15 protein-coding genes are annotated in these 18,608 nt (G+C 70.6%); 13 read left to right on the plus strand and 2 right to left on the minus strand.

Annotated elements, in window-relative coordinates; all coding sequences use genetic code 11:
- The first annotated feature begins 264 nt into the window (after positions 1-264).
- From ACFXPL_RS23470 to ACFXPL_RS23500, 7 genes are all read left to right on the plus strand, one after another.
- Complete coding sequence (locus tag ACFXPL_RS23470; RefSeq protein ID WP_384922811.1) at positions 265-1,596, plus strand: enolase C-terminal domain-like protein; 1,332 nt, start codon at positions 265-267, stop codon at positions 1,594-1,596.
- 49 nt (positions 1,597-1,645) lie between these two features.
- Entirely contained in the window at positions 1,646-2,860 is a 1,215-nt protein-coding gene (locus ACFXPL_RS23475; protein WP_384922814.1) for an ABC transporter substrate-binding protein, read from the plus strand.
- A 68-nt stretch (positions 2,861-2,928) separates the two neighbouring features.
- Complete coding sequence (locus ACFXPL_RS23480; protein WP_384922927.1) at positions 2,929-3,888, plus strand: carbohydrate ABC transporter permease; 960 nt, start codon at positions 2,929-2,931, stop codon at positions 3,886-3,888.
- A 166-nt stretch (positions 3,889-4,054) separates the two neighbouring features.
- Complete coding sequence (locus ACFXPL_RS23485; protein ID WP_384922817.1) at positions 4,055-4,819, plus strand: carbohydrate ABC transporter permease; 765 nt, start codon at positions 4,055-4,057, stop codon at positions 4,817-4,819.
- 106 nt (positions 4,820-4,925) lie between these two features.
- Positions 4,926-6,212, plus strand: a complete 1,287-nt coding sequence (locus ACFXPL_RS23490; protein WP_384922820.1) for an alpha-L-fucosidase — start codon at positions 4,926-4,928, stop codon at positions 6,210-6,212.
- A 119-nt stretch (positions 6,213-6,331) separates the two neighbouring features.
- Positions 6,332-8,047 (plus strand): IlvD/Edd family dehydratase, encoded by a 1,716-nt coding sequence (locus tag ACFXPL_RS23495; RefSeq protein WP_384922823.1) that lies wholly within the window; start codon positions 6,332-6,334, stop codon positions 8,045-8,047.
- A 229-nt stretch (positions 8,048-8,276) separates the two neighbouring features.
- Positions 8,277-8,615 carry a hypothetical protein gene (locus ACFXPL_RS23500; RefSeq protein WP_384922826.1) on the plus strand — a complete coding sequence of 113 codons (339 nt, stop codon included), beginning with the start codon at positions 8,277-8,279 and terminating at the stop codon, positions 8,613-8,615.
- A gap of 7 nt (positions 8,616-8,622) precedes the next feature.
- Here ACFXPL_RS23500 and ACFXPL_RS23505 read toward each other — a convergent pair whose 3' ends face one another.
- Positions 8,623-10,134, minus strand: coding sequence for a multicopper oxidase family protein (locus tag ACFXPL_RS23505; protein WP_384922829.1), 1,512 nt, complete (start codon positions 10,132-10,134; stop codon positions 8,623-8,625).
- A 103-nt stretch (positions 10,135-10,237) separates the two neighbouring features.
- Here ACFXPL_RS23505 and ACFXPL_RS23510 point away from each other — a divergent pair, with 103 nt between their 5' ends.
- The 6 genes from ACFXPL_RS23510 to ACFXPL_RS23535 all read left to right on the plus strand — a co-directional run bounded on the left by ACFXPL_RS23510 (position 10,238) and on the right by ACFXPL_RS23535 (position 17,559).
- Positions 10,238-10,744, plus strand: coding sequence for a GNAT family N-acetyltransferase (locus tag ACFXPL_RS23510; protein ID WP_384922832.1), 507 nt, complete (start codon positions 10,238-10,240; stop codon positions 10,742-10,744).
- 322 nt (positions 10,745-11,066) lie between these two features.
- On the plus strand, positions 11,067-11,207 hold the full coding sequence (locus ACFXPL_RS23515) for a hypothetical protein (RefSeq protein WP_384922835.1): 141 nt from the start codon (positions 11,067-11,069) through the stop codon (positions 11,205-11,207).
- Between the two features lie 108 nt (positions 11,208-11,315).
- Positions 11,316-12,494, plus strand: coding sequence for a cytochrome P450 (locus tag ACFXPL_RS23520; RefSeq protein ID WP_384922838.1), 1,179 nt, complete (start codon positions 11,316-11,318; stop codon positions 12,492-12,494).
- Positions 12,495-12,896: 402 nt separating this feature from the next.
- Positions 12,897-14,711, plus strand: coding sequence for a gamma-glutamyltransferase family protein (locus ACFXPL_RS23525; RefSeq protein ID WP_384922841.1), 1,815 nt, complete (start codon positions 12,897-12,899; stop codon positions 14,709-14,711).
- Positions 14,712-14,788: 77 nt separating this feature from the next.
- The gene (locus ACFXPL_RS23530; protein ID WP_384922844.1) at positions 14,789-15,649 is read left to right on the plus strand and encodes an inositol monophosphatase family protein; all 861 of its coding nucleotides are present in this window, start codon (positions 14,789-14,791) and stop codon (positions 15,647-15,649) included.
- Positions 15,650-16,134: 485 nt separating this feature from the next.
- Positions 16,135-17,559: a phytoene desaturase family protein gene (locus tag ACFXPL_RS23535; protein WP_384922847.1), complete on the plus strand. Its 1,425-nt coding sequence runs from the start codon at positions 16,135-16,137 to the stop codon at positions 17,557-17,559.
- 52 nt (positions 17,560-17,611) lie between these two features.
- Here ACFXPL_RS23535 and ACFXPL_RS23540 read toward each other — a convergent pair whose 3' ends face one another.
- On the minus strand, positions 17,612-18,505 hold the full coding sequence (locus ACFXPL_RS23540) for a peptidoglycan-binding protein (protein WP_384922850.1): 894 nt from the start codon (positions 18,503-18,505) through the stop codon (positions 17,612-17,614).
- Positions 18,506-18,608 lie beyond the last annotated feature (103 nt).

The raw sequence follows: 18,608 nt of genomic DNA on the forward strand, positions 1-18,608 counted from the left end.
CGTCGTCGGCAGCGTCAGATTTTTATAAGAGACAGGGGACCGTACCCCGCCGGCCGCCACCCGGTTTCCGGGTGGCGGCCTGACGCATGTACGGAGGGCCGAACGACCCTCGGTGATTCATCCAAACTCTTCCCCGGCTCACGGCTCAATAACGCTGCAATGAGGGGAGAACCGATCCCTTGACACTCGATACATCCGATGTTTTGATCGCGGCACGCCTTGGTCGTCAACGCCGGGCGGCAGAGGCAGGACGAGGGAGTCGCGGTGAGCCGGATCACGAGGGTGTCGACGCGGGACATCCGCTTTCCCACGTCACGGGAGCTGCACGGCTCGGACGCCATGAACCCGTCGCCCGACTACTCGGCGGCGTACGTCGAGATCGCCACGGACGCGGCGGACGGTCACGTCGGGACCGGATTCGTCTTCACGATCGGCCGGGGCAACGAGGTGCAGACCGCAGCCGTCGACGCACTGCGTGACCGGCTGGTGGGCGAGGACGCCGAGGCCCTCTGCGCCGACCTCGGCTCCGCCTGGCGCTCGTTCGTCCACGACTCCCCGCTCCGCTGGCTCGGCCCGGAGAAGGGTGTGACGCACATGGCGATCGGCGCCGTGATGAACGCCCTGTGGGATCTCCGGGCGAAGCGCGCGGGGCTGCCGCTGTGGGACCTGCTCGCCGGGCTGTCACCCGAGGAGATCGTCGACCTGGTCGACTTCCGCTACCTCACCGACGCGCTCACCCGCGACGAGGCGCTGGAACTGCTCCGCAAGGCCGAGCCGGGGCGCCAGGAGCGCCGTCGCGACCTCCTCGCGCACGGATACCCGGCCTACACGACGACGCCGGGGTGGCTCGGATACGACGACGAGCTGCTGGCCGCGCGCTGCCGCGAGGCGGTCGCGGACGGTTTCACACAGATCAAGCTGAAGGTCGGCGGGGACCTCGACGACGACATCAGGCGGCTCGGCGTCGCACGGGAGACGGTCGGCGCGGGGGTCGCGATCGCGGTCGACGCGAATCAGCGGTGGGACGTCGACGAGGCCGTGGCCTGGATCGACCGCCTCAGCCCGTTCGACCTCGCCTGGGTCGAGGAGCCGACGAGCCCGGACGACATCCTCGGACACGCCGAGATCGCCCGCCGGGTCGCCCCGATCCCCGTCGCGAGCGGCGAGCACATGCCCAACCGGGTCGTCGCCAAACAGCTCATCCAGGCGCACGCGGTCTCCGTGCTCCAGATCGACGCGACCCGGGTCGCGGGCGTGAACGAGAACATCGCGATCCTCCTCCTCGCCGCGAAGCACGGCGTCCGCGTCTGCCCGCACGCCGGCGGCGTCGGGCTCTGCGAAGCAGTCCAGCACCTCTCCATGTTCGACCGCGTCGCGGTGTCGGGCACCGAAGAGAAACGTTTCCTCGAATACGTCGACCACCTGCACGAGCACTTCGTCACACCGGTCGACGTCCACGACGGACGCTACTGGCCGCCGTCGGCACCCGGCGCGGGCGCCGACATGCTCGGCACGTCCCTGACCACCTTCTCCTACCCCGATGGCGCGGCATGGGCGCGGCACGAGGAAGGGCCCGGCTCAACACCACCCCGGTGAAGCACCCATACACAACGAAGTGGATGTCGCAATGAAACAACGGCTTTGCGTGAGCGCCACGGCCGCGGGCGCCGCGATGGTGCTCGCGCTGACGGGATGCTCGTCCGGTACGGGCACGTCGAGTCAGTCGAAGGACAGCCTCGTCTGGTCGATGTGGATCTCGGGTACGGCGGACAAGGCGGCCTGGCAGAAGGTCGCCGACGCGGTCGGCGAGAACGGCGGGGCGAAGGTCACGGTCCAGGGCTCACCCTTCAACGACTACTGGACCAAGCTGCGTACCCAGCTCGGCACCGGCGGCGCCCCGTGCGTCGTCACCGTACAGAGCCTCCGGACGGCCAACTACACCGACGTGCTGCGCCCGATCGACACGTACGCGAAGAGCGCGGGCACCGATCTGACGGCCTTCGACTCGACGGCGCTGAACGGTATGAAGGTCGGCGGCAAGCTCTACGCGCTGCCGTACGACACCGGCCCGTTGATGATGTTCTACAACAAGGACCTCTTCCGGCAGGTCGGCGCGGCGGAGCCGAAGCCGGGGTGGACGGTCGCCGAATTCGAGGCCGCCGCCGCGAAGTTCAAGGCGGCGGGGAAGACGATGTTCGCCTCGACGGTCGAGGACCTCAATCTGGAGTCGATGATCCTCGGCTACAACGGCGGCCGGGTCATCAGCTCGGACGGTCAACTCAACGCGGAGAACCAGAAGTTCGCTCAAGGACTGGACTGGATCTCCTCCCTGGTGAAGAAGGGCGAGGCGACCCAGGCGAGCGCGGACGGCTCGGCCGACGACAACGCTTTCGTCGACCAGAAGGCCGGCCTCTACATCGACGGCCCCTGGTCGCTGCTCCAGCAGAAGTCGAAGGTGAAGTTCCCGCTCGGGGTGACCACCATCCCGTCCGGCACCTCGGGCCCTTCCAGCTTCTCGGCGGGCTCCGGCTTCGGCATATCGAAGCAGTGCGCGTACCCCGAGCAGGCGTACCAGGCCATCGAGACCATGACCAGCGAGAAGATCCTGACGTCCCTCGCCCAGCAGGGCAGGGCGTTCCCCGCGCGTACGGCGGCCCAGAAGGCCTGGTACGCCAACGCGGGCATCGACGGCGCCGAGTCCGTCTTCACCGTGGCGCAGAAGGCCGCGACCCCCCTGCCGGGCAACAAGCAGAGCGACCAGCTCAACCAGTTGTTCGTCCAGTACGCGATCCAGGCGGTCAACGGCCAGTCCCCGGGCGCGGACACCATGAAGTCCATCGCGGGGCAGCTCGCCCAGTGAGGAGCACGGCGGTGCCGTCACCGGTCCCTCCCGGTGACGAGGACGGAAGAAGGCGGGCGGTGAAGGACATGGCGGACGCGCAGGGCGGCGGGGACGCGGTGGGCACGACGGGAACGGCGGCCTCGAAGACCTCGGAGGTCTCGGAAGCCTCGGAGCCGGAGGGCGTACGGCGCTCCTGGTGGGGAGCCGCGTTCGCCGCGCCCCACTCGATCGGACTGGCGATCTTCACGGTGGTCCCGATCCTCGCGTCCCTCGCCGTGAGCTTCATGAACTGGCCCCTGATCGGGGAGCGTTCGTGGCACGGGCTCGGGAACTACACCCAGTTGTTCTCGGACCCCGTCTTCCGGACCGTCATCCTCAACACGGTCGGCTTCGTGGTGCTGTACGTGCCGCTGAACCTGGTGATCTCGCTCGGTCTCGCGGCCTGGCTGACCCCGCGGATCCGGCACCGGCAGATCTTCCGGGTGCTGTTCTTCATCCCGACGGTGACGCCGATCGTGGCGAACGTCGTCGTATGGCGGATGCTGTACCAGCCCGACGGGCTGATCGACTCCACACTCCGGTCGACGATCGGGACCCAGGCGCCGAACTTCCTCGCGGACGAGAAGTGGGCGATGTTCGCGATCGTCGCGATGAGTGTCTGGCAGGGCTTCGGCTACAACCTGCTCATCTTCTCGGCGGCGCTCGACGCGGTGCCGGAGAACCTGGTCGAGGCCGCGCAGCTCGACGGCGCCGGCCCGTGGCAGACGTTCTGGCGCATCAAGTTCCCGGCCATCTCACCGTCGATCTTCTTCGCGACGATGATGACCCTCATCACCTCGTTCCAGGTGTTCGCGCAGCCGTTCCTGCTGACCAAGGGCGGTCCGGGCACCTCGACCGAGACGCTCGTCCAGTACATCTACAACACCGGTTTCCAGAACCAGCAGCTCGGGCTCGCCTCGGCGGGCGCGTGGGTGCTGTTCGTCATCATCCTCGGTATCACGGCGGTCCAGTTCCTCGGCCAGAAGCGTTGGGTGCACTATGGGTAGCGGTACGCGGACGATCCCAGCCGGAGGGGCGGACACCGGAGCCGCCACCAGGAGGCGGCCCACGAAGAGCCGGCCCGTCACGAGCCGGTCCGCCGGGGCAGGCCCCGTCTCGCGGGCGCGGCGGGCGACCGGATACGCGATCCTGTGCCTCATCGCCCTGCTCTTCATGGCACCGCTCATCTACATGGTGGCGACCAGCCTCAAGCCCGACTCCGAGACCTTCTCGAACCCGCCCACCCTGTGGGGTTCCTCGATCCAGTGGCAGAACTACGTGGACGTCTTCACGTATCTGCCGTTCGCCCGCTTCATCCTGAACGGCGTACTCGTCGCCACCCTCGGCACCGCCGTCAACCTCGCCGTCGCGGCGCTCAGCGGCTACGCCTTCTCCCGGCTGCGCTGGCGCGGCAAGAACCTCGCGTTCCTGCTCTTCCTGGTGACCCTGATGATCCCGCAGGACGTCCTCGTCATCCCCATGTACGTGATGATGCAGGGCGTCGGATGGGTCGACACGTTCCAGGCGCTGATCCTGCCGTGGGCGTTCACCGCCCTCGGCGCCTTCCTCATCCGCCAGTTCTTCCTGACGGTGCCCCAGGAACTGGACGACGCCGCCCGCGTCGACGGCGCCGGCACCGTCCGGACCTTCTTCAGCGTGATGCTGCCGCTCGCCCGTCCGACCCTCGCGGTCCTGGCCGTCTTCACCTTCATCAGCTACTGGAACTCCTTCCTCTGGCCGCTGGTCGTCGTCAACGACGTCGACGCGCACGCCACCATCCCACTCGGCCTCCAGGCGTTCTTCGGCCAGCAGGGCAGCCAGTGGAACCTCGTCATGGCCGCGTCGGTGGTCTCCATGCTGCCCACCGTGATCATCCTTGTCCTCCTTCAGAAACACCTGGTCAAGGGCATCGTCACCAGCGGCCTCGGCGGTCGCTGAACCCCGGGCCCCGCCCCGCACCCGTACACGCACCCGTACACCTGCACGTACAAGCCGGACACGCGCACGCGCCGCCGCACCCCGCTCACACGGAAGGAATCCGACCATGACCGTTCCCGCCTGGTTCACCGAGGACCGCTTCGGCATGTTCATCCACTGGGGCCTCTACTCCCTGCCCGCCCGCCACGAGTGGGTGAAGAACCACGAGCGGACGAAGGACGCGGAGTACGAGAAGTACTTCCGCCACTTCGAGCCCGACCTCTTCGACCCCACGGAGTGGGCACGGGCCGCCAAGAAGGCCGGTATGCGCTACGTGGTCCTCACCACCAAGCACCACGACGGCTTCTGCCTCTGGGACTCCCGGCTCACCGACTACACGTCGATGAACACCCCCATCGGCAAGGACCTCGTCCGCGAGTTCGTCGACGCCGTACGCGCCGAGGGACTGCGCGTCGGCTTCTACCACTCGCTCATCGACTGGCACCACCCGGACTTCACGATCGACGGCCACCACCCGCGCCGCGACGACGCGCCCGAGGAGATCGAACGGCTCAACGAGGGCCGGGACATGGACAGGTACCGCGCCTATCTCCACGGCCAGGTCGAGGAGTTGCTGACCGGGTACGGCACCATCGACTACCTCTTCTACGACTTCTCCTACAAGCAGGACGACCACCACGACGTGTGGAACGGCAAGGGCGCCGAGGATTGGGGTTCGGAAGAACTCCTCGCCCTCACCCGCCGTCTCCAGCCGGAGATCGTGGTCAACGACCGGCTCGACATCCCCGGCGACCTCGTCACACCGGAGCAGTACCAGCCCGACCGGCCGATGGAGGCCGACGGCGTCCCCGTGGTGTGGGAGGCGTGCCAGACCCTCAACGGGAGCTGGGGGTACGACCGTGACAACGTCAATGTGAAGAGCGTCGACCTCCTCGTGCGGATGCTCGTCGACGGCGTCTCGAACAACGGCAACATGCTGCTGAACGTCGGCCCCACCGGACGCGGTGAGTTCGACGCGACGGCGGTCACGGCCCTGGAAGGCATCGGGGAGTGGATGCGCCGCCACGCACGCTCCATCCGCGGCGCCGGCCCCGCACCCTTCCGCGCCCCGGCGGACACCCGCTACACCCAGCGCGGCAACCGCCTCTACCTGCACCTCTTCGCCTGGCCCTTCGAGCACCTGCACCTGCCGGACCTCGGCGGGAAGGTCGCGTACGCGCAGCTCCTCAACGACGCGTCGGAGATCCCGTTCCGCGAGATCGACCCCTCGGTGAAGGCCCTCACCACCGGCCTCGGCGGCCAGCCCGCCGGCACCCTGACCCTCACCCTGCCGATCATCCGCCCCGACGTGGCCGTCCCCGTCGTCGAACTGTTCCTGAAGGAGGACGCCTGACCGTAGCGCCGTACCCGCTGCCGTCTGTCGGTCCCTCGTACGTCTGCGTATGCTCCATGGCGTTCCAGAGATGGCGTTCCAGAGATCAGACAGCCGTGTCGATTGACGGAAGGAACCCGATGGTGAGTCTCCGCAGTGCGCAGTGGTACGAGGGCGAGGACCGCAACGCCTACATCCACCGGGCGTGGATGCGGCGTGGCGCGCCGGAGGACGCCTTCACCGGCCGTCCGCAGATCGCCATCGCCAACACCGCCTCGGACCTGACCCCTTGCAACGCCCACCTGACGGAGGTGGCGAGGTCGGTCCGTGACGGTGTGTACGAAGCGGGCGGCATCCCGCTGGACCTGCCCGTGGTGTCCCTCGGCGAGACGCAGATGCGGCCCACGGCCATGCTCTGGCGCAACATGGCCGCGATGGCGGCCGAGGAGATGTTCCGGGCCAACCCGATCGACGGCGTCGTCCTGCTGGGCGGCTGCGACAAGACGATTCCGTCGCTCCTCATGGCCGCCGCCTCGGTGGACCTGCCCGCCGTCGTGGTGCCCGGCGGCCCGATGCTCACCGGAACCTTCCGCGGCAGGCCGCTGGGGTGCGGCACCGATGTGTGGCGGCTCTCCGAGGAGGTACGGGCCGGCACGCTCTCCCAGGAGGAGTTCGTCCGGTCCGAGTCGTCGATGATCCGCAGCCGCGGCCACTGCAACACGATGGGGACCGCCTCGACGATGGCACTGGTGGCCGAAGCCCTGGGCACGGTCGTCCCCGGTGTCGCCGGCACCCCCGCCCCCGACAGCCGCCTGCTGGAGGCCGCCCACGGCACCGGCCGGCTGGCGGTGGAGATGGTGTCCGCGGACCGGCGCCCGAGCACCTTCCTGACCAGGGCGTCCTTCCACAACGCGATCGTGGCGCTGGCCGCCGTCGGCGGGTCGACCAACGCCGTCGTCCACCTGCTGGCCATCGCCGGCCGGCTCGGGGTCGACCTGTCGATCGACGACTTCGACCGTATCGGCTCACGCGTGCCGGTCCTCGTGGACCTCCAGCCGGCCGGCCGCTTCCTCATGGAGGACTTCCACCGCGCGGGCGGCCTGCTCGCCGTGTTGCGCGAGGTCCGTGACCTGCTCGACCCCGACGCGCTGACCGTCACCGGCAAGCCGCTGGTGGACCACCTCGACTCCGCCCCGATCTGGGACTCCGCGGTCATCCGTACCCGCTCGGAACCCCTGGTCGCCGAGGGCGGCATCGCCGTTCTACGGGGCAATCTCGCCCCCGACGGGGCGCTCGTCAAGCCTGCGGCGGCCTCACCCCACCTGCTGCGCCACCGCGGCCGGGCGGTCGTGTTCGACAGCATCGAGGACTTCCACGCCCGCGTCGACGACCCGGACCTCGACGTCGACGCCGACTCCGTCCTGGTACTGCGAGGCTGCGGCCCCAAGGGTTACCCCGGCATGCCGGAGGTGTCGAACATGCCGCTGCCCAGGAAGCTGCTCGAACAAGGTGTCCGCGACATGGTCCGGGTGTGCGACGGCCGCATGAGCGGGACGGCGTACGGCACGGTCGTCCTGCACGTGGCACCGGAGGCCGCGGCCGGCGGCCCCCTCGCGCTGGTGCGGACGGGGGACTTCATCAGCCTCGATGTGGAGGCCCGCCGTCTCGACCTCGACGTACCGGCCGCGGAACTCGCCCGCAGAACCCCCGACAAGGCCACCGTCGCCGGCTTCGCCAGCCCCCGGCGCGGCTGGGAACGGCTCTACGTCGACCACGTCCTGCAGGCCGACACTGGCGCCGACCTGGACTTCCTGATCGGTTCCAGCGGCTCGGAGGTGACCCGCGAATCGCACTGACCGCAGTGCCCGGCGTCCTGGGCGGCCAGGTGCCGGCGCACTTCCCCGGCCCCGCGTAGTCGTTCTCCGCTCCCGCACCAGCGCTCGCGCGTCGGCGGCGATCCCCAGGCCCGAGGGGGTTCCACCGGCGTCGGTGCGTTCGGTCAGCGACGCCGGCGCGGCTGCGGCGGCGGTGTGCTCGCCGCACCGTACGGCGGCCTCCACCAGCTCGGGCAGGGTGAACCCCGCGGTGAAGAGTTCCCCTTCGGCGGTGGCACGTCGTGCGGCGGCCAGTGCCGCCCGGTATTCGCCCAAGCCGTTGTTGAGCACGGCGCTCGCCCAGTGGACGTTGGAGACCACCTGTCCCGTGGCGGTGGCCGTCGCCATGACGGCTTCGAACGGCGCGGACGCCTCCTCACGGCGTCCGCGCATCGCGGCCAGCTGCCCGGTGGTAGATGACCGGAGGCGCACCGGTCGCGTCGGCGATCGCCTCCTCCTCGGCGATCGCGGACATCGCTTCGTCGAGGTCGCCGGTGAGCGCGGCGGAGGAGGCTGCCTGCGCGAGACCGAGCCGCGGGACGAGCGGTGATCCTGACTCACGGCCGGACAGAATGGTGGTGTGTCCGCGGCACGACGCCGGCCTTCTCGCCTTCGCCCAGGACGACGAACTGGCCCATCATGCCGTTGTCCTCGTGCTGCAACAGGTGGCAGTGGTACATGTACGGAGTGTTCGGGTCGGTGTGGCCGCGGAAGCGCATCGCCAGCCGGTAGTGCTTTCCCTGTGCCAGCAGGACGGTGTCCTTCCAGCCGCGCAGGTGTGGTTCCGGCTTCCCGCCGTCGACCGTCAGCACCTGGAACTGCACATCGTGGACATGGAAGTTGTGCAGGAAACCGTTGTCGTTGACCACGTCCCACACCTCGACGGTGCCCTCGCGGACACCGAAGTCGATGCGGTCCATCGCCATCGACCGGCCGTTGATCTGGTCCGACGCGAGCACGAAGGAGCGTTCCCGCGCGACCTTTTCGCCGGCGAGGTCCGGTGCGACGCCGAGCGCGGCAGGGATTTCGGCGCCGTCGGACAGGGCGGCCGCGGCCCGGAACTGGCAGATGTCGAGGCGGTCGTCGAAGCCTTCGATCCGTCCCAGGGTGCCGCCGTACTCGGACGGGTAGGAGCGCAGTTCGACCCGCTCTCCTGGCTTGAAGGCGACCACGATCTCGGCGCGTTCCCCCGGCGAGAGGTACAGGCGCTCCGCGTTCCACGGTTCGGCGAGCAGGCCGCCGTCGGTGGCGACGAGCGAGAACGTCCGGTCGTCGGAGAACCCGAAGTTGTACAGGCGCGCGTTGGAGCCGTTGAGCAGCCGCAGCCGCACGAGCCTGGTCGTGACGTCGACGTACGGACCGATCGTGCCGTTGACGAGCACCTCCTCACCGATCACGCCCAGCGCGCCGCCCAGCGGCACCCGCTCCTCGAACTGGTTGTCCCCGTCGAAGGCACGGTCCTGAACGATCATCGGGAGGTCGTCGACGCCGTATTCGGACGGCAGCTTCGACGCCTCGGTGTCCTCGTCGTCGACGATGAACAGTCCGCCGAGGCCCCGGTACATGTGGTCGGCGGTCGAGCCGTGTACGTGCGGGTGGTACCAGAGCGTCGCGGCGGGCTGGTCGATCGTCCACCGCGGTCGCCAGGTCTCTCCGGCCGGGACGACCTGGTGCGGTCCGCCGTCCATGGCCGCGGGCAGGTGCATCCCGTGCCAGTGGAGCGAGGTGTCCTGATCCAGGCCGTTGCGCACGGCGAACTCGACCTGCTCGCCGCGGCGCGCGCGGATCGTCGGACCGAGGTACGTACCGTTCACGCCCCAGGTGCGGGTGGTCGCCCCGGCCTTGAACCGGGTCCTGCCCGACCGGATGCCGAGGGTGAAGACCCGGGTACCCGAAGTGCTGGTCTTCGACTCTGCCGGCGGCGGGATCGACAGGGCCTTGTCGAAGGCGATCTCGCCGACCGTGTCCTGCTTCGCGGCGGCATAGTAGACACCGTAACCACCGCTGGTGAGGACAACCGCGCCTCCGATGCCGAATCCGAGGGCCTTCAGCGCTGTGCGTCGTTTCATGGGGACACCGTCCCGCGCCGGAAGGCCCCTTCGCGTCGGCGTGAATTACGTAGACCCGGCGTTCCGCCGACGGTTCCGCCGACAGTCGTGAAAGGAGAGAACCTTGGCTCAATCCCGGATCAGGGAAGCAACCACCCTGGACGACGCCGCCGTACTCGACCTGATGACGGAGTACATGACGTGGGCGCTCGCCACGTTCGAGCGCACCTACGGTTTCGCCATGGCCGGTGACGCCCAGCACACCAGCGCGGTGCTCGCCCCGTTCCGCAGGCCGTCGGGGCTGATCGCGCTCGCCGAGGCCGAGGGCGTCCCCGTCGGCGTCGCGGCCCTGCGTGCGCGGGGTGACGGCACGGTCGAGATCAAGCGGATGTTCGTGCGCCCCGGGCGGCGCGGTGCGCACCTGGGTTCGCGGCTGCTGGACTGGCTGCTGGAGCGCGCCCGTGACGACTTCCGTGCCCGGACCGTCCGGCTGGACAGCAACCGTTTCATGGCCGAGGCCCACCGCCTCTACGCATCCCGCGGGTTCACCGAGCGTCCGCCCTACGAGGGCTCGGAGATCCCGGCCGGCCTGCGGCACCTCTGGCGTTTCTACGAACTCCACGGCGGCTGATCGTCGCGGCCGTCGTCGCGGCCATCGCTCCGGTCGGACCTCGACGTACGCAGACGTACGTAGTTCTTACCGACGCGAAGGATCCCCCCGTCGCGGGAGAGTCTTCCCACGCGGTCCCTTTCGGGTGGCCCCTTCCCGACCGTACGTTCCTGAGGAGCCCACTGGCATGCCCTCCACGCGTTCCGGCCGTTCCGCGGGCCTGAACAGCCCCGCTGCGGCGGATCGGTGTCGCCCGGTGCCCTCGTCCCCGCGGTCAACAACACCGTCGGCAGCACGTCGCCCTTCCCGTCGTCCCTTCCTGACCCGCTGACGGAGTTTGTCGATGCGCATCCTGTTCACCGCGCTGCCCGCGCACGGGCACATCCTGCCGGTGAGCCCGGACGCCCCTGCACCGGACCGGCTGCTGGGCTTCGCGGGCCGGTCACCGGACCGGACGCCCACGCCCGTCACCGCGGGCGGTTGACCAAGACCGGGCGCGACCGGTCCGTACGGGCCTTTTCGGCCTTCCTTCCGAGCGGCACCAGCACGTAGGTCGTCGCCGTATTCGCTCCACCCTTCTCCTGGAGGCCCGTTGTCCCCCATACCCACCAGCGACGTCGATCTCTACACCGAATCGGCACGCATCGACCCGTACGACATCTATGCCGAGCTTCGGGCTCTCGGGCCCGTGGTGTACCTGTCCCGCTACGACCTCTACGCGTTGCCCCGCTACGACGAGGTGCGAGCCGCCCTGATGGATTGGCGGACGTTCTCGTCAGCGCGGGGAGTGTTCGTGGATCCGGACGTGAACGCCCAACTGGAGGGGATCACGCTGTGCAGCGATCCGCCCGAGCACACGGCGATGCGCTCGGTGCTGGGGCGGCCGCTGCGGCCGGACCGGATGCGCGAGGTGACACCGCGGATCGAGGCCGAGGCCGACCAGGTGGTCGAGCGGCTGGTCGGCCGGGGCCGGTTCGAGGTCGTCACCGAACTGGCGGAGTACCTGCCCATGACCGTGGTGTCGGACCTGGTCGGGCTCCCCGATCACGGGCGGGAGAAGATGCTGGAGTGGGCCGCGGCCATCTGGAACACCCAGGGGCCCGCCGACGACCGGGCAGCCGCGGCGGGGCCGGTCGTCGAGGAGTTCATGGCATTCGCCATGAATGACGCCGTGCCGGGGAAAATCGACCCCGACGGCTGGGCGGCACAGCTCTACGAGGCCGCCGACCGTGGCGAGATCCCGCACGACAAGTGCCCGGTCATGATGCTCGACTACGTCACTCCCAGCCTGGACACGACCATCCTCGCGATCACCAACGCGGTCGCGTTGTTCGCCCAGAACCCGGACCAGTGGGATCTGCTGCGCGCGGACCGCTCGTTGATCCCGCACGCGATCAACGAGTCGCTGCGCCTGGAAACCCCGGCGCCCCAGTTCAGCCGGGTGCTCACCGAGGACCACGAGATCGGCGGCGTTCCGCTGGCCGCCGGCTCACGGGTCGCGCTGCTCTACGCCTCCGCCAACCGCGACGAGCGCCACTACCCGAACCCGGCGCGCTTCGACATCACCCGCCGCCCTTCGGACCACCTCGCCTTCGGGCGGGGAGAGCACGTGTGCGTCGGGATGCACCTCGCCAGGCTGGAAATGAGCGCGCTGCTGGAAAGGCTCGCCGACCGGGTCGCCGGCTTCGAAATACTCGAACGCCGACCGATGATCAACAACGGGTTGCGCGGCCTCGACCACCTGGAGGTGGCGATCGAACCCGCGACCTGACACTCGGCACCGCACCCCGCAGGGCGCCCACCGGGCCGCCGCGGTGCCTCGGACGGCGGCTCCGGGGTGCGGGGTGGTCCGGGGGAGTCTGTCCGGGACGCGGATCGCCCAGATTCGGGCGATCCGGCTGTCCGCGATGCCGAACGCGGCCACCGTCATGGTGGTGCCGCCGTGCTTCCATACGGTCAGGCACACAGGACACCCGTCACCGACCGTCAGGCTCGATCGCTCAGCCCACTTCATGCCGGAAACAGGGGGCGGAAAGGACGACGGGCGGTCGGTAGTCTGCTCACCGATCAGGCGAACGAGAACCGTGGCCAGAACTCCCCGGAAACTCCCCAGGGGTGTCGTGAGCGCTGATCGGCCCGATGGACTCCGACACAAGCGCAGGTGAGACGCGGTATGTTCACGACCCGGCCGACTCTCCAGGGCACCTTCGGCATGGTGTCCTCCACCCACTGGCTCGCCTCGCAGTCGGCGATGGCCGTCCTGGAGGACGGCGGCAACGCCTACGACGCGGCCGTCGCCGCCGGTTTCGTCCTCCACGTCGTGGAGCCGCACCTCAACGGCCCCGCCGGAGAGGTGCCGATCATCCTCGCCCCGGCCGGCGACGAGGTCCGTGTGCTCTGCGGGCAGGGGCCCGCGCCCCGGGGCGCCACCATCGAGCACTACCGCTCCCTCGGGCTCGACCTCGTGCCCGGCACCGGACCGCTCGCCGCCGCCGTGCCCGGCGCCTTCGACGCCTGGATGGTGCTGCTGCGCGACCACGGCACCAAACCCCTCGCCACGCTGCTGCGTTACGCCATCGGGTACGCGGAAGACGGCCACGCGCCCGTCGAACGCGTCGGCCGGACCGTCGAGAGCGTCCGGGAACTCTTCGGGACCGAGTGGGCCTCCTCCGCCGAGGTCTACCTCCCCGGCGGCAAGGCGCCCGTATCCGGCGAGCTGTTCCGCAACCCCGCGCTCGCCGCCACCTGGCGCCGGCTGATCGCGGAGGCCGAAGCCGCCGGAGCCGGCGACCGTACCGCCGAGATCGAGGCCGCCCGGGAGATCTGGCGCACCGGTTTCATAGCCGAGGCGCTGCTCGCGCAATCCGCCCGCCCCACCCTGGACACCAGCGGCTCCCGTCACACCGGCACCCTGGCCGCCGCCGACCTGGCCGGCTGGTCGGCCACGTACGAGGAACCCGTCACCTACGACTGGAACGGCTGGACCCTCTGCAAGGCGGGCGGCTGGAGCCAGGGGCCCGCCTTCCTCCAGCAGCTCGCCCTGCTGCCCGCCCGCGCCGCCGACCTGCCCCGCTACGGCTCGGCCGACTACGTCCACCTCCTCGTGGAGGGGTGCAAGCTCGCCATGGCCGACCGGGAGGCCTGGTACGGCGACGCCGCCCCCGTACCGCTCGACACGCTGCTGTCCGAGCCGTACAACACCGCACGCCGCGCGCTGATCGGCGAGCGGGCCTCGTACGCGCTGCGCCCCGGCAGCCCGGACGGGCGTGAGCCCGTGCTCAGCGACCACGCGCGCGCCGTCGCCGCGGGCGAGCCCGGCTTCGGGCCGCTGGGCGCCCCGGCGGCGGGCGCCGGCGAACCCACCGTCGCCACGGACGGCGCCACCCGGGGCGACACCTGCCACCTCGACATCGTCGACCGCTGGGGCAACATGGTCGCCGCCACCCCCAGCGGCGGCTGGCTCCAGTCCAACCCGGTCGTCCCCGAACTGGGCTTCCCGCTCGGCACCCGTCTCCAGATGGCCTGGCTCGACCCCGGCCTGCCGAACTCCCTGGCCCCCGGCCGCCGCCCCCGCACCACCCTCACCCCGTCCCTCGCCCTGCGCGACGGCATCCCCGTGGTCGCCTTCGGGACCCCGGGCGGCGACCAGCAGGACCAGTGGCAGCTCCACTTCTTCCTCGCGCTCGCCCTGCGCGCCCCCGTCCGCGGCGGGCTCGACCTCCAGGGCGCCATCGACGCCCCCAACTGGCACAACGACAGCTTCCCCGGCTCCTTCCACCCGCGCGGGATGCGCCCCGGCAGCGTCACCGTGGAGGAGCGCATGGACCCCGCCGTCGTCGCGGAACTGCGTCGCCGCGGTCACGACGTCACCGTCGGGGACGCCTGGTCGGAGGGGCGGCTCTGCGCCGTCGCCAGGGACCCGGAGACCGGCATCCTCTCCGCCGCCGCCAACCCGCGCGGCATGCAGGGATACGCGGTGGGACGCTGACCGGCCGACCGCCTCCCGGCCCCTCCCCGTCACCTTCCCGACTGCCGGATGTCAGTGGTCCATGATTGGCTGGACACATGGTCGACGACTCGGTGTACGGAACGGTTCCCCTGCGCGGGACGGCTCAGGCCGTCCAGATCTCCGCCGTGGAGGAGGCGGTACGCAAGGCGGCGGCGGCCGAGATCATGCCCCGCCACCGGCGGCTCGCGGCGCACGAGATCACCGAGAAGAGCGCCCCGCACGACCTCGTGACCGTCGCGGACCGCCGCGCGGAGGAGTACCTCACCGCCGCGCTCACCGCGCTGCTCCCCGGCTCCGCCGTGGTCGGCGAGGAGGCCGTCCACGCGGACCCGGCGCGGTACGAGGCGCTGCGTGGCGAGGCGCCCGTATGGATCGTGGACCCGGTCGACGGCACCCGCCAGTTCATCCGCGGCGAGGACGGCTTCTGCACCCTCGTCGCCCTCGCCCAGGGCGGCGAGCTGATCGCGTCGTGGACGTACGCGCCGGCGCTGGACGAGATGGCGATCGCGGTACGCGGCCGGGGCGCGTTCCTCGACGGCGTGCCCCTGCGCCCGGGGCCGCCCGACGCCGCCGTGCCCCTGCGGGTCGCGACGTCCCACCCGGACTACACCACGCCCGAGCAGAAGCACGCCCTGCTGGGGCTGCGCGTGGAGGGGATCGACGCCCGCCCGTGCGGCGCGGCGGGGCTGGAGTACCTGGCCGTGGCGCGGGGCGCCCTCGACGCGGTGGCCTTCAGCTGGGAGCTGGCGTGGGACCACGCGGCGGGCCTGCTGCTGGTGGCGGAGGCGGGCGGCGCGCACGCGACGCTGACCGGCGAGCCGTACCGCGTCGCGGGCGGCAACGCGCTCCCGTTCACGGCCGCCAGGGACCGGGCGACGGCGGAGCGGATACGCGAGCGGCTGCTGGCCGGGTCCTGAGCACCGTGCGTCCGGGCGCCTTGGGTCCTGGGCGTTCCGCGGGCGGGTCAGGTGAGCGGGCGCAGCAGGTGCGCGGCAGGCCGCCGTATCGCTCGTACGACGGGCGATGGTCTCGCTGGTCCCGCGTTCGTACGCGCCGGTCTCCCACGCGCCGTCGGCGGTCCTCCGTACGAAGAGGAAGCCGCCGGGCGTGGGGGCCGGTTCATGGCCCCTCGATACGGTAGTGGTCGTTGGGCACCCAGGCCGCGTTCGCTCGGCGAGTCCCTTCATGTCCGATGCCCCGGCAGGCTCCTGTGTCCCACCTGGCATCGAGGCGAAGGGTAGTTGATCCAGCACTCACGGTAAGCGTGGGTCTCCTTCGGTCCGTCGGTTCGTCGGTTCGTTCGTCGTGTCCTTCACCGTGCGCGGACCGTACCCGCCTTCGGGCTGTCGGTGCCCGGGAATATCCTGGGGTTCCTTGTCACCGGCTGATGAAGGAGTCCGAGGTGACGTCGATGCTCGATGCCGTCGTCGTGGGGGCGGGACCCAACGGGCTGACCGCCGCCGTCGAGCTGGCCAGACGGGGGTTCTCCGTGGCCGTGTTCGAGGCCAAGGACACGGTGGGCGGCGGGGCCAGGACGGAAGAGCTGACCCTCCCCGGATTCCGCCACGACCCCTGTTCCGCCGTACACCCCCTGGGGATCGGCTCCCCCGTCTTCAAGACCATGCCGCTCGACCGGTACGGCCTCGACTGGCTCCACCCCGACCTGCCCATGGCGCACCCCTTCGACGACGGTACGGCCGCCGTGCTGTCCCGCTCCGTCTCCGAGACGGCCGCCTCGTTCGGCCCGCGCGACGCGGGCGCGTACCGTCGGCTCGTCGCGCCCTACCTCGGCAAATGGGACTCCCTGGCACGGGACTTCATGTCCCTGCCGCTGACCGCGCTGCCCCGCGACCCCGTGACGCTGGCCCGCTTCGGCCTCACCGGACTGCCCCCGTCGACGTGGCTGACACGCCGCTTCCGCGACGAGCGGGCGAAGGCCCTGTTCGCCGGGCTCGTCGCCCATGTGATCGCCCCGCTCGACGGCCTCGCGACCGGCGCCGTCGGCCTGATCTTCGCCCTCGCCGCGCACGCGGGCGGCTGGCCCGTGCCGCGCGGCGGCTCCCAGTCGATCTCCGACGCGCTCGCCGGGTACCTCGGCGATCTGGGGGGCACGATCCACACCGGGTACGAGGTCAAGCGGCTGGACGACCTGCCGCCCGCCCGCGCGTACGTCTTCGACACCTCCCCGACCGCGCTCGCCAGGATCGCCGGCCTCGGCAGGGTCTACGACAACTACCGGTACGGCGCGAGCACCTTCAAGATCGACTACGCCCTGGACGGACCCGTCCCGTGGACCGCCGAGGAGCCCCGCCGCGCCGGCACCGTCCAGATCGGCCCCACCAGCGGGGAGATCGGGCTCGCCCTGCGCCAGGCGTCCGGCGGACAGGCACCTGACGCGCCCTTCCTGATCACCGCCCAGCCCAGCCTGGTCGACCCCTCGCGCGCGCCCGGGGGCAAGCACGTCTTCTGGGCGTACGGCCATGTCCCGAACAGCTGGGACGGCGACCTCACGGATGCCGTCGAGCGCCAGATCGAACGCTTCGCGCCCGGCTTCCGCGACCGCGTCCTGGCCCGCGCCACCGCCGGCCCGCCCGAGCTGGCCGCCCGTAACGCCAACTACGTGGGCGGGGACATCGCGTGCGGCGCCGCCTCGGGGCTCCAGCTCATGCTGCGCCCCAAGATCTCCCTCTTCCCGTACACCACCGCGCACCCCGCGGTCTTCCTCTGCTCCTCCGCGACGCCGCCGGGGCCCGGGGTGCACGGCATGTCCGGGCACAACGCGGCGAAGGCCGTCTGGCGGCGGCTGCGGGCGCAGGGCGGAAGCTGAGACCGAGGCCGAGGCCGGCGCAGCGCGAGCGGGGGCGTCGGCGGCGGGCCGGTCAGACCTGGGGGACCTTGAGCCGGTCCCAGCTCGTCCGGCCAGGGACGCCGTCGGCGTCGCCGCCCTCGTACCCCAGCTTGCGCTGCCACGCCGCGTACGAGGCACGGTCGGCCTCGGACCAGTCGGGGCCCGGCCCGACCTGGTACTTTCCGCACCCCTCCGCCACCAGCCGCTTGCCCATCGCAGTGACGACCGCGCTGCGCCGCCCGGCCGCGAAGAACGCCGCTCCGGGGAACGGCTCGTACGTCGCCGGGGGCTTGGTCGGAGGCTTGGCCGGAGGCGTCGACGGGCCCTCGGGCTTGCCACCGAGCCGGTTCCCGATCCTGGTGCGCATCGAGTCCATCGTGAAACCGCGCGGATCGATCTTCCCGGGCTGCCACTCCTTGTGGCCGATCACCGAGCGCTGACCCCAGCCGTGCGCCCGGCAGATCGCCGCCGATGCCTTCTCGATCGCTTCGAGCTGCACGGCCGGCCACGGGTCCTTGCCGTTGCCCAGGTTGACGCACTCGAAGCCGTAGAAATAGCGGTTGCCGTCGGTGTTGGCCTCGTTGTCGGCGGGCAGCGACGTCTCGTTGATCACCGCACGGAGCACGTCGTCGTCACCGAGACCGGCGTGGTTGGCGCGGCCGTTGCCGACGAGATGGACCGAGCCGTCCTTGGTGATCACCCCGTGGCAGAGCGGCCCCGGGAGCGTGGAGTGGCCGTTGTAGCAGAGTTCGACGGAGCTCTGGGATCCGGAGGTGACGGTGTGATGGATCATCACTCCGTGCATCGGCCCCCAGGCACCTTTCTGGTTGCGGTTGTGGGTGCGCCAGCTCCGGTGTTCGACGACGTTCAGCCCCTCGTCGCGGAGTGCTTTGAGCAGTTTTGCGGCGGTCAGAGGCGTGGCCATCGTGGTGCTCCTTCGCGGATGTCCGGGTGTGTCGCTGTTACTGGTGTTGCTTCTATTGGTGCTGGTGTCGCTGGTGTTGAGGAGAAGGGGGTGCGAGGGCGCT

Source organism: Streptomyces sp. NPDC059092 (assembly GCF_042756365.1).
Lineage (GTDB): Bacteria > Actinomycetota > Actinomycetes > Streptomycetales > Streptomycetaceae > Streptomyces.